This window comes from Acinetobacter sp. UBA6571, assembly GCF_002434085.1.
Classification (GTDB): Bacteria; Pseudomonadota; Gammaproteobacteria; order Pseudomonadales; family Moraxellaceae; genus Acinetobacter; species Acinetobacter radioresistens.
The window spans coordinates 135,678-147,884 of the sequence record NZ_DJJJ01000057.1 but is presented as its reverse complement, the minus strand read 5'-3'; the positions used below and the strand labels follow the sequence as shown (position 1 = coordinate 147,884).

Annotated in this window: 12 protein-coding genes; 6 read left to right on the top strand and 6 right to left on the bottom strand. The window is 39.9% G+C overall.

Annotated elements, in window-relative coordinates; all coding sequences use genetic code 11:
- Nucleotides 1-300: aldehyde dehydrogenase family protein (locus B3X18_RS11355; RefSeq protein WP_286935601.1), on the top strand; the 300-nt coding region annotated here is incomplete at its 5' end.
- A 124-nt stretch (nt 301-424) separates the two neighbouring features.
- Here the strand turns inward: B3X18_RS11355 and B3X18_RS11350 are convergent.
- Genes B3X18_RS11350 through tssH form a run of 6 tightly spaced genes read right to left on the bottom strand, consistent with a single transcriptional unit; the run spans nt 425 to nt 8,031 of the window.
- On the bottom strand, nt 425-1,384 hold the full coding sequence (locus B3X18_RS11350; RefSeq protein WP_016801175.1) for a M15 family metallopeptidase: 960 nt from the start codon (nt 1,382-1,384) through the stop codon (nt 425-427).
- A gap of 5 nt (nt 1,385-1,389) precedes the next feature.
- On the bottom strand, nt 1,390-2,007 hold the full coding sequence (locus B3X18_RS11345) for a DUF4064 domain-containing protein (protein ID WP_034670467.1): 618 nt from the start codon (nt 2,005-2,007) through the stop codon (nt 1,390-1,392).
- A 9-nt stretch (nt 2,008-2,016) separates the two neighbouring features.
- Nucleotides 2,017-2,826: a type IVB secretion system protein IcmH/DotU gene (gene icmH / locus B3X18_RS11340; protein WP_017400909.1), complete on the bottom strand. Its 810-nt coding sequence runs from the start codon at nt 2,824-2,826 to the stop codon at nt 2,017-2,019.
- Nucleotides 2,827-2,837: 11 nt separating this feature from the next.
- Entirely contained in the window at nt 2,838-4,202 is a 1,365-nt protein-coding gene (gene tssK, locus B3X18_RS11335) for a type VI secretion system baseplate subunit TssK (protein ID WP_005025171.1), read from the bottom strand.
- A 15-nt stretch (nt 4,203-4,217) separates the two neighbouring features.
- On the bottom strand, nt 4,218-5,321 hold the full coding sequence (gene tssA / locus B3X18_RS11330) for a type VI secretion system protein TssA (RefSeq protein WP_005025173.1): 1,104 nt from the start codon (nt 5,319-5,321) through the stop codon (nt 4,218-4,220).
- 22 nt (nt 5,322-5,343) lie between these two features.
- Nucleotides 5,344-8,031 (bottom strand): type VI secretion system ATPase TssH, encoded by a 2,688-nt coding sequence (tssH, locus tag B3X18_RS11325; RefSeq protein ID WP_005025176.1) that lies wholly within the window; start codon nt 8,029-8,031, stop codon nt 5,344-5,346.
- Between the two features lie 380 nt (nt 8,032-8,411).
- Here tssH and B3X18_RS11320 point away from each other — a divergent pair, with 380 nt between their 5' ends.
- From B3X18_RS11320 to tssE, 5 genes are all read left to right on the top strand, one after another.
- On the top strand, nt 8,412-9,098 hold the full coding sequence (locus B3X18_RS11320) for a hypothetical protein (RefSeq protein WP_005025177.1): 687 nt from the start codon (nt 8,412-8,414) through the stop codon (nt 9,096-9,098).
- A gap of 20 nt (nt 9,099-9,118) precedes the next feature.
- The gene (gene tssB / locus B3X18_RS11315) at nt 9,119-9,622 is read left to right on the top strand and encodes a type VI secretion system contractile sheath small subunit (RefSeq protein WP_005025179.1); all 504 of its coding nucleotides are present in this window, start codon (nt 9,119-9,121) and stop codon (nt 9,620-9,622) included.
- Nucleotides 9,615-11,096, top strand: coding sequence for a type VI secretion system contractile sheath large subunit (gene tssC / locus B3X18_RS11310; RefSeq protein WP_005015197.1), 1,482 nt, complete (start codon nt 9,615-9,617; stop codon nt 11,094-11,096). The genes tssB and tssC overlap by 8 nt, the downstream gene beginning before the upstream one ends.
- 50 nt (nt 11,097-11,146) lie before the next feature.
- Nucleotides 11,147-11,650 carry an Hcp family type VI secretion system effector gene (locus tag B3X18_RS11305; protein ID WP_005015188.1) on the top strand — a complete coding sequence of 168 codons (504 nt, stop codon included), beginning with the start codon at nt 11,147-11,149 and terminating at the stop codon, nt 11,648-11,650.
- Between the two features lie 79 nt (nt 11,651-11,729).
- Nucleotides 11,730-12,206: a type VI secretion system baseplate subunit TssE gene (gene tssE, locus B3X18_RS11300; RefSeq protein WP_005015186.1), complete on the top strand. Its 477-nt coding sequence runs from the start codon at nt 11,730-11,732 to the stop codon at nt 12,204-12,206.
- Nucleotide 12,207 lies beyond the last annotated feature (1 nt).

Genomic DNA, 12,207 nt, shown 5'->3' with positions numbered 1-12,207 from the left:
CCGTATATTTTTACTGAAACTGATCCTGAGTCTGTACTTGCCAAGGAAGAAAGCTTTGGTCCGATACTTCCAGTACTCAAAGCTCAAGACGAAACTCATGCACTGTTTCTGGCAAATTATACAGAAAATGGGTTATCGAGTGCTGTATGCACTCAAGATTATGAGCTAGGCTGGAAGTTTGCTTTAGGTATAGAAGCAGGTATGACTCATATCAATGATACTTCAGTAGATGATCAGACCATTGCACCATTTGGTGGAGAAAAAATTCAGGATAGGGACGCTTTAATGACCAGTAGGTAATTGAAGAGTTTACTCCGGTTCACTGGGTAACTTTACAAAAAACACCAAAACAGTATTCTGTATAGATAAGACAGATTTATAGAAGAGGATGATATATTTTTTCCTCTTCTTATTTATAAAATCATTAACCGTCTGTACTGATATTAACTTGGGCTTCAGCAATTAATTTCTCAGCCATCTCACGTGTTTTCTTCAGCCCTGGCATCCGGTATTCTGTATGGCCATAATCCTGAATGGACTTCCAGCGACCTCCCCAGGTAAGCCCTACAGATTCCGCAACCTCTCCATAAATCTGATAACCTCGCATTGCCCAGGGGTCACGTTCGGAAATAACTACTTTACCATTACGTTTGAACGCTACATCTGCGGCTAGACCAAACTGATGATAGCTTTGGTAGCCTTTAGCGCGTGTTGTGTTCGGATTTCCAGCAAGTAAATTCTGTCTTGATGGGCTACGGTAACCTTCCAGCAGAACCAATTCATAATTGTGCTGCTCTTTCATGATTTTAAAAACCATCAGCAAGCGCTGCTTATAACGCGGATTCATTTTCTCCCATTTACGATTAACCATCGTGGTATCCAATAATCCATGATGATGATCAGCTGGATTTTCTATATTAGCAGCACTGACAGAGTTAATGTTCTGTGCCATATAGGCTTGTTCTAGTTGAGAGGCTTCTATAATAGCTTCCTGAATTAATGTTTCATCAACTTCAGGGGGAGAACTCAGTATTTCACCATTGAGCAAAGCATAAATCTGTGGATCAACTTCTTTTAAATAATCCGCTTCTATCCGTGTCGAACTGACAGGTCGGGTAAAGGCAAAAATTAAAATACTGGAAAAAAGTAAAAAACCTGCAAAAAGTATCCACCATTGTTGCAAGTACCAGTGTGACTGTAATTTGTCTGGTGCAGCAGCATGGTGCATATGATGGGCGAACTGTTGAACGTTTAAAAGTTTTTTTCTGCCTTGCGGTAAAAGCATTTTAATAAACTGTGAACCTTGTGCCCGTAGTTCATAAGACATTAAAAAGCCCAGTCCGACTGCTAGGCAAATAAAACAGAAGAAAATTAGAAAAATCATACTAGTTAGGATTCATCTAAGGAAAATGGTTTTTGAGTTACTTTAATTTGTAACGACGCTTTAGGTAGCTCAGGTTCATTTTCCTTAACAGGTATGATTTCCGATTTAGCTTCAATTTTTGCATTAGCAGGAGCAGTTTCTCTTTTTTTAGTTTCCAGATGAGGTGCGGTTTTAGGAATTGTATGAAGATTTTTCACCTCAGCAGCTTTATGTTCAAAAGGTGAAACTCGCGGTGGAGTAGCAGTTGGAGTAACCGGAGGGGGAGTAAATAGCTTGCTGAGTTCACTCTCTTTAGGCTGTATAAAATCATTATCATTATCATTATCATTAGCTGAGGCTAGTTCTTCTTCAGTAGCCTGAATCTGCTCTTGTGTAACTAACAAAGTTGGCGCGGATTCTGCATGGGCAGTATGCGCTGCTAAAGAAGAGTTACTCTGGGTAAAAGCCTTTTCAGAAGATTCCACTACTGCGGGTGCAGAAGAGTCTCTAAATAAAAAGAGCATGGCTATACCACTGAATAAAATACCTAAAATAAATCCGATCAGAATATATAGAGCAGGTGATAGAGAATTTTTCTTGGATGGCTGCAAGATTCGTAAGGAGGTCGGTTTCTCTTGAATCATTTTAATCTACTAAGGTAAATGGATAGTAATATGAGCTTCTTCTGCAGGTGCTGAAATCACATTCTGATAGGGCAACAAAGCCTGCTGATTTTGTTTGGACAGCATAAAACGTAAACCGGCAAAGGTTAACAGTGCAAAAAGCAGCAGAAAAAACAGAATCCAGAAAAATGGGAGTTCGCGGTGAATAATATGCCTGATCTGGTCTGGAATAGCCGAGAAAGGTGAAAAAGCTGCCTTTTTTCCTTTGAGATAATCGATTTCGTCACCCACCCTGGCTACCAGATGATTGAGACTCTCAATGGATTCAATCCGGTATTTACCCTGAAACCCCAGTAATAGGCAATAATGAAAAACTTCCAGAGCCGCAAGGCGGTCTTTACCACGTCTGCGCAGTTCTTCCAGTATTTCAAAAAAACGGTAACCAGCTAGCTGAGAACCAAATAAGCTCAGCTGTAAGGGGCTAATTAACCATGCATTTTGCAGATTAAAATACGCAGGATCCTGCTGGGTTACAATAGTTTCATCAATCAGTGCGCAAAAAGCATATTTCGCATCTTGAATGTCATCAGCAGAAAAATGCAGTTTTTTGGCCTGCTGTTCAAAGCGGTTAAGCAGGTCCAGAATTTTCTGACGGAACTCAGCCGGATCCCCAGGTAAGTATTGATTTCGAATTAGAAATACAATGTAAAAACCGTCATGCATTAAATCAATCAGGTTAATAGTCTGGACTTTACTCTGTGGCTGACTGGAACTTGGTATACCTGTGCCAATTTTACCATCATCAAAAAGTGAAGGTGCCCCCATAGGATGTTGTGTCATAGCCAGCCTCTCTAAGCGTTTACAACAGCAATCAGTTCAATACTGATGTCTTGAAAGCCAGCAGGAACATAAATACAGATTGCTTCAGACTCAATCATGCGCTGATATAATTCATGATGAGCTTCAATTTCAAAATAACTTACCCCTGAGCGTACTGGAATTGCAGTCGGGACCTGTACAAGATGATGCAGTGGAATAGCCGGTAAGGCTGCAACCACGCGCTGTTCTACATCAACAGTACTACCTACTTTAAATCGTAAAGGAACAATTTGAATCAACTCATGTGTCTGCATCATGCTGCTTGATACAGCAATATAGAGTCGTGTGTCACGATTAATTTTGTCTGATTCTAGGCTACCCAGCCAATAAGATGGGCGAATTTCCTTGAGGGCAATACTAATGTAACGATTAGAAATAATGGTATCGAGTAAATCTCTTAAAATAACATCGAGCTGCTGGAAACTTTCCTGTAGCTGATGGTGTTTATATTGTGGTAAATGTTCAACTTCATAAGCAGTAGAAAAAGTCAGCAATGAGCCTGTCAGCCGTAATAATTCAAAAAAGAGCCGCTCAGGATGAACCTGTGGGTTCTGCAATAAGTGGTTTAATCCTGCATGTGCAGTATTTAGTGCATTTACCAGCCAGAATGAAATAATATCACCCGAACGGAATTCAATGAGTTTCTGCTCGTTTTCACGATTATTGTTCTGAATGGTTTTAATCTTGGCTTTAATTATATTTAGAGTTCGTCTTAAATTAGAATTTAAGGTTTCTGAGGCCTCAACCTGTAGAATTGGAGGAATAAATTTTCGGTCCAACTCAAATATACCGGAACTTTGTCGTTTTAATTTTCCAACAGGCAAATATAAAAAACCTTCTAATTCTTGATTCGGATGAACATGTGTCTCAAGCAGTTTAAATTCTGCACGACGCCGTAACAAAGTAATATCTGCTGGCATAGCGGTAGTAAACAAATCATGTGTTTCTACCAAATAGTCATGATAACGGCTGGACTGTGACGCCTGTTCATCTGAAACATTCTTCTTGTTTGCCTGTAAGATAGGTAAAGCCAGATAAATTGTCATCTCTCCACGTAGACTTAATTCGTCGAGTAGTACAGGAGCAGGTAACAGATCCTGAGCTGGTGCTTGGTAAATCTCGCCATCTTGCCAGATCATTTCAATATTTTCTAAAGCCAGCACATGTGTGCTGAGCTGAACTTCATCAAACTGCAATTTTTGTATGCCATACGCAAAAGGAATAGTGGCACGAATCGTATGGTTTAAACGTTGCTCATGATAAGAGTCCTGTAGCTGGAAATGCTGAGGGCGTAAAAATAGACCCTCGCCCCAAAGAACTTTTTCTGCTTTAAACATAATTAATTACCAATCTTATTCATATTCATTCTTTGGTTGTACACCCAGTATGTCCTTTACCATCTGTAACGGCTGGTCATCTTTAATCACTTGTGCCAGCCACTCATGTAATGGCATCTGGCTCCATTTAATTGTTTTTTGCAGCATATAGCTGACAGGACTGTGCGGTTCATTAGCTTGAAAATAATCAGCAATATCCTGTAAAACCCGCATAGCCTGCTCACGGTTTGCTATGTGAGATTGAATCTGAGGCTGAAAGGCCAGTGAGTTCTGCAACACAGCTGGCTCCTCAGATATAATCATATGAGGAGTCAAGGGGACAGATTCAGTGACTGTATCTGGTACAGAATGGGTCATGATGCTACCGAAAGCTTCTGCTTTATAGATTTTTCTTAATGTTGCATGAATATCAGCCAAACTTGAGTCAATTGCAGCAAAACTTGGAGCATCTAGCCCCATCAAATTATCTAATACCTGTTTGATTATGTTCCATTGCAGTAAAATCTCACTAAAATGCTGATAATTCTGGTATTGAAAGCTTTTGGAGGTATTAAAAAGTGCCTGTTCGAACTGTTCCAGTTCAGCAGCATGCTCTGTAGAGTAATCTTCATCTACCTGCTTGCGACGAATATTCTGATGATATAAAAAATTTTCATAGTCCAGCAGAGTGTAAAATGGTGCAGTATTGACCAGCGGAACTTTTTTAATTAAAGGTATTAACTGGTTAAGAAGACCCTGTAATAAACCGATACGCTGGTCCAGATCATTATCTTCAATTTCAGGATGTATGGACTGCCAATATTGCTCAAGCATGCGGTGGCTTAATTCCAGCCCTTTCGAAATACCTTCGAAACCAAAAAGATACGCCCAAGCTTCATTAATCCAAGTTAATAGACGAATATCCTTACTTTTGCTTTGTAAAAGATCACTACATTTATTGGATACAAAGTCCCAGTCTGCTTGCTTGCGTTCGGTAATCCAGTCACCCTGATCCAGCAAAAAGTCATCTTGAGTTTTTGCCTTCTTGATTTCGTGAAAATCATTAGAAAAGGAAAAATCCTCTCCACAAGATTTATCTTCACTAATGGGCTCAAGAAAATTTGAGATATTGATACTCATATAATACGTGACTCTTAATTTTTTAAGCTTCTATCTTGGTTTTCTTTACTGTACGTTTCTTTTTTACTTTCTCAATCGGATCAAATCGATAAATAATTTCATCATTTTCAACATCGATTGTAATTTTTTTAGGAAGTTGATGCTCCGCTAACGCTATTAATAAATGGGTAGCCAGAGCCGGTAATATGCTAGAATTCAAAATGTTATCTACATTACGCGCTCCACTATCGACTTCGGTGCACCGGCTAAGCAGTAACTCAATCAGATCATTTGAATATTGCACCACAGTTGCATACTGTTTCTCGATGCGGGCAGTAACTTTATTCAGCTTGTGTTCAATGATCTGAACCAGTAAATCATCATGCAGTGGGAAATAGGGCACGATGCGCATACGTCCAATAAATGCAGGCTTAAACTGTTTATACAGGCTTGGTTTTAAATATTCGACCAGCTCTTCGGTACTTGGCCATTGCTGGACTTCCTGACTCAGACAGGCCTGCATAATGGCACTAGATCCTATATTTGAAGTCAGTAAAATAATAGTATTTTTAAAATCGATTACACGGCCTTCACCATCTTCTAGTGTGCCTTTGTCGAAGACCTGATAAAACAATTCCTGCACATCACTATGCGCTTTTTCAATTTCATCAAGTAGGATCACACTATAAGGATTACGACGCACTGCTTCAGTTAGAACTCCACCCTGACCATATCCGACATATCCCGGAGGAGCACCTTTGAGAGAAGAGACGGTGTGGGCTTCTTGATATTCTGACATATTAATAGTAATTAGATGCTGTTCACCACCATAGAGTTCGTGAGCAAGAGCTAAGGCAGTTTCAGTTTTTCCTACACCACTTGGACCGATAAGCAGAAATACACCCTGAGGTTTATTGGGATCTTCAAGTTTAGCTTTTGAAGTTTTAATTCCTTGTACCAGCTGCTCAAGTGCACAACTTTGCCCCATAACACGCTGCGCAAGTTTGTTTTCTAAGGTCAAAATCTGCTTGATTTCGTCATTGATCATATTGCCAACTGGTATACCGGTCCAGTCAGAAATAATTTCATTAATTATCTGGGCGTTAACACGTTCAAAGACCAGAGGCTGTTGTCCCTGCAATGCGTTTAAATCTGCACGTAATCTGGTAATCTCATTTTGAACAGCAGCCTGTTCATCAGTATCCTGTTGTTTAAGCCTTTGAATATTTTTGACCAGTTTCAGCTCTGCTTGCCACTGGTCTTCTGTCTCCTGAATTTCCTGTTGCAGTCTTACCAAACACTGTTCAAGCTCATCTAGGCGTTCACGGTGTATAGGGATCTGGCGATGTTCATTTTGCAGAATCTGTTGTTCCAGTGTCAAATTGTGCAGTTGAGCCTTTAGCTGATCTAGTTTCACTGGCTGAGCATTATGTGTAAGAGCCACCCGTGCCGCAGCAGTATCTAGCACACTAATAGCTTTATCAGGGAGCTGCCGACCACTAATATAACGATGAGATGCCTGTACCGCAGTAATAATTGCCTGATCATCAATTTGCAGGTTAAAGTGAGCCTGCATAACGGGAATCATGGCGCGCAGCATATCAATTGCTACTTCTTCACTGGGCTCTTCTACCTTTACGACCTGAAAACGGCGGCTTAGTGCTGCGTCCTTTTCAAAATACTGTTTATATTCGGCCCAGGTCGTAGCTGCAATTGTACGTAACTCTCCTCGGGCTAAAGCCGGTTTTAAGAGGTTCGCTGCATCATTTTGCCCAGCTTGGCCACCTGCACCGATAAGGGTATGTGCTTCATCAATAAATAAAATAATAGGATGGGGTGAGGCTCGTACTTCCTGAATAACCTGTTTTAACCGGTTTTCAAATTCTCCCTTAACACTTGCTCCTGCTTGCAATAACCCCATATCAAGAACATGAAGCTGTACATTACGTAGCGCCTCTGGAACCAGTCCTTGAGAAATTTTTAGTGCCAGACCTTCCACTACAGCAGTTTTTCCAACTCCCGGTTCACCAGTTAGAATGGGATTATTCTGGCGACGACGCAATAGGATATCCAGCATTAAACGGATTTCATGTTCACGCCCAATCACAGGATCAATTTTACCGGTCTCGGCTTTTACAGACAGATTAATAGTGTACTGATCGAGTGCTGGCGTTTTAATAGCAGGTGATATAGAGGGTATGGTCTCTTGTTGAGTATGGAGATGGTTCTGCTCTGTAGAGCAAGACCGCTCAACTTTATGTTCTGTACTTAATGTACATACTTCCAGAAATTTGTGTTTCATACTGTCGATTGGCAGTAAATCAAACAGACTTGAAGCTCGAGTTGCAATCTGATAAAGATCAGGCGCCGTTAATAGAGCTACCAGTAAGTGTCCACTACGAATAACTGGAATTTGGTCAGCTGAAGCGATTAACCATGCCTGTTCAAATAATCGGATAATTGACTTGGCAAAAATAGGAGTACGAGTATTTCCTTTCGGTAAAGAACAAATAGTTTCCTTTAAATCATTGATTAGATTATCATTAGAAATGTTATATTTTTCTAATAATAACTGTATATCATTGGGCACTTCCTGATTTAATAATTCTATAAATAAATGTTCAATTTCAATTTCATAGTTCTGTAACTTAATACAAAAATTTGCTGATTTTTCTAAGGCTGTACGGGCAGGAAAAGATAATTTTGTAATTAGAATTTTTAAATTACTCATTTATAACTCGCAAATTTTTTGAATATCAAAATCTAGAAAATAATATTAATTTGATATTCTTTTAATATTTTAAATGGATAAAATTATATATTTCAATAACTTGTATGCCATGACTGAATTCTCTTATTATTCTACAATAAAAATGTGAAGTTTGTGTAAAAAAATATACATGTATATTACATAAAATAGCTTGTGGGCAGTTTTCTAGAGGAAATATGGAGATTGTTTAATAAACGTAACTCAACTTGACATTAATCGTAGTTTTTTTGTTAAATTCGGCAAATCTATTTTGTTAATGTATAAAGATTGATAGATAAGTATTTTTTAAAAATAATTTTTAGCCTATCAATTAAAAACTTAAATAAAAAATGAGGCATGTTTTGAAGAAAGGTATTTTAATAGCGCTCCTATTTACAGGTATAAATTTACCAAGTGGAATTAATCTGGCTTATGCAGCAGATAATGTGAACTCCATCAAATTAAAAAGCAAATGTGTTAAGCAGAATCCACTGGCTGCAGGGCAAACAGATCCTGAGTTATTATCAATTTATCAACAAGTTTGTGATAAAAATAATGCTGCGCGTAAAAATGACCTGCTTGTTCAGGCTGCCTTGCGTATGTACGAGTTGAATCAGCCCGTAAATGCACTAGCGCTTGCACAACAACTCAAACAGCAAAATGTTCGAGGTGCAGGTTTAACAGATGTTACCTTTCTTGCAGGAATAGGAATTGCCAAACAGGCCTTACAGGATATGCGTACTAATGAAATGCGGTTCTTGAGTAATGACTTGACTTACCCACCTGCCAAAGAGTTAAGTGATACGATCCGTATGGCTATGCCCGTACCTGAGACGATAAATACCAAAGCTATTACTGATGAGACGATAAAAACTCGCGAAGCGCGTTCAGTAGTAAAGTCAACCAAACGTACCACCACAGCAAAGCCTTCCCGTAATAGCAACATTCGTACAGCGCCGGTGAAAGCCCGCCAAAGTACAGCAACTAAACAGCCAAATTCAGCAAGTATAAGTAAAACTGGCACGAATCCATTTGAATCACTTAAATAAATTATTCGGAATACAACATTATGGCGAAAAGAGAAAGCGTACAGAAAAAGCTTCAGCGGATTCGTCCACCACGTGTTCAGCTCACTTACGACGTTGAAATTGGTGATGGTAAAGAAGCCAAAGAATTACCTTTTGTAGTTGGAGTAGTAGGGGATTTTTCTGCTGCTTCTGAACTGGAAAAGACTAAATTAAAAGATAAGAAATTCATTAATGTTGATCTGGATAACATTGATGAAGTCATGGAGTCACTTGCTCCACGTGCTGCTTTTCAGGTAAATAACACTCTGACTGAGGAGGGCGGCCGCATGTCTGTAGAATTGATATTTAAGTCTATGAAGGATTTTCGGCCGGAGCAGGTGGCTCAGCAGGTAGGACCTTTGCGCAAACTTGTGGAAGCGCGTGAACGTTTGACAGATTTGCGTAACAAGATATCCAATAGTGAAAAGCTTGAAGACTTACTGGATGAAGTACTTAAAAGTACTGACCAGATACGTAAACTGAGCGCGGAGGCTGAACATGAATAATACTCAGGCAGCTACTGCATTTGCTCTGGAAAATGAACCGGTCAATCTGCTGGACTCTATTGTTGAACAAAGCCGCATTGCGCGAAATGAAGAAGAACATGACCGTGCTAAAAGCCTGATTGGCGAGCTGGCAAAAGAAGTAATGGCAGGAACCATTACAGTATCTGAAAATATGACGCTTTCAATTGACAAGCGTATTGCAGAAATTGATGCACTGATTTCCGGCCAGCTTAGCCAGATCATGCACAATGAACAATTTCAGAAGATCGAGTCGACTTGGCGCGGGTTATATTATTTTTGCCAAGAAACACCTTCTAATCCGATGATCAAAATCCGGATGCTGAATACTACTAAGAAGGAACTGGTAAAAGATTTTCAGGGTGCAACTGATTTTGACCAGAGCACATTGTTTAAAAAGATTTATGAAGAGGAATATGGCTCCTTCGGTGGTGCTCCATATGCAGCCCTGATCGGTGATTTTGAATTTGACCGTACTCCTTCAGACATGTATCTGCTTGAGCAGATCTCTCATATCGCTGCTGCAGCACATGCACCTTTTATTTCCGCAGCCAGTCCAAGTATTCTGGGTCTTGAGTCATTTACTGATATTGACCGTCCAAGAGATGTCTCCAAAATTTTTGAAACTGCTGAATATGTACAATGGCGTTCCTTTCGGGATAGTGAAGATGCGCGCTATGTTGCTCTAACTATGCCACGCGTATTGGGACGTTTGCCTTATCATCCTAAAGAGGGTACTGCAACAGAGGGTTTTAATTTCGCTGAGGAAGTATCTGGTCAGCATCATGACGAATATTTATGGATGAATGCAGCCTATGCATTCGGTACGCGTCTGACAAATGCTTTTGATTTATATGGCTGGTGTGCAGCAATTCGCGGTGTAGAAGGCGGTGGCCTGGTAGAAGGACTGCCTGTGCACACTTTTAAGACCCCAGATGGCGAAGTGTTACTCAAGTGCCCAACAGAAATAGCCATTACTGACCGACGTGAAAAAGAGTTAAGCGACCTTGGTTTTATCCCGCTGGTTCACTGCAAAAATACAGATTATGCAGCTTTCTTTGGTGCCCAGTCAGCTCAGAAACCAAAAAAATATGACAACGATACAGCTAATGCAAATTCTGCACTGTCTAGCCAGATCCAATACATCATGGCCGTATCACGTATTGCTCACTATCTAAAAGCAATGATGCGTGACAAGGTCGGCAGCTTTGCTTCAGCAGGTAATGTAGAGGCATTTCTAAATGAATGGCTATCGCAGTACGTATTACTTGATGATGGTGCATCACAAGAAGCCAAGGCACAGTATCCGCTTCGTGAAGCATCAGTAAAAGTTGTAGAAGATCCGGCGCAACCGGGACACTACAAGTCGGTGGTCTTTTTAAGACCGCATTTCCAGCTGGATGAGTTGTCTGTTTCTTTGCGACTCGTGACTGAATTACCCCAGTCTTCCAACTAAAAAGAACCTAACCACATAATAACTTTAAATTAAAAGAGGAAGTTTATTAAATGAAAGATATTTATATCGAATTTAGAGGTAAATATAAAGTAGATGGTGAGTCACGTGACAGTGAGCATAAGGGATGGCTTGAGGTTAACTCTTGGTCTCATAATATTCGTCAGCCTAAATCTGCAACTTCAAGTAGTGTAGGGGGGCATACGGCTGAACGTGTTGAGCATTCAGATATGATATTTGTAAAAGATCTGGATGCAACCAGCCCTAAATTATGGGAAGCATGTTCTGCGGGCTATACCTTTGATGAAGTACAGATTGACTTTTATCGGGCCAATGGCGATAAACGTATTAAATATCTGCAAATCAAGTTAAAGCATGTACTTGTTTCAAGCGTAACACCCACTGTAAATGAAGAGGGGGTGCCAACAGAAGCGTTTGGTCTGAAATATGCCGCTGTTGAGTGGACTTATAACCAACAGGATATTAATGGTACAGCAAAAGGCGCAGTTACTAAGAAATGGTCACTTTCTAATAATACAGCATCTTACGCTGCATAATAGTCAAGTGATTACCCTGAATAGAGGTTAACACCTGGTTAACCTCTATTTCTATTAAGCTTTTATTTATAACTAAAAAATGAATCTAGACCATTTATACCCTTATGGATTCCGTTCGACATTGTTTGATCGCCTGATTCCAGAGCAAGACCGCTATTTACAGGGACTTTCAATCCAGCAGTTACGGGAATCTGTTGCTCATGATCTAGAAGATTTATTAAACAGCCGTGTGGCAAAATTTGATCAAGAGATGACAGCTTATCCACTGGCCCGTAAATCTGTTTTACAGTTTGGGATTATTGACTTTGTGGGTCTTTCTACCGCTAATCCACTGGATCGGGAGACAATTTGTCATTCTATCGAGCAGTCTATTGAAGCACATGAGCCACGTCTTAAGCAGGTCAAAGTAGAAATGTTACTTGATGGGCATAATATGGGGTCACTTTGCTTGAGCATTCAGGCTTATTTAAATATTTATCCTCTATATGAACCTGTACTTTTTGATGCTTTATTAAAACCAACAACACAACAATACGTTATCTCTGCAAGAACTTAAT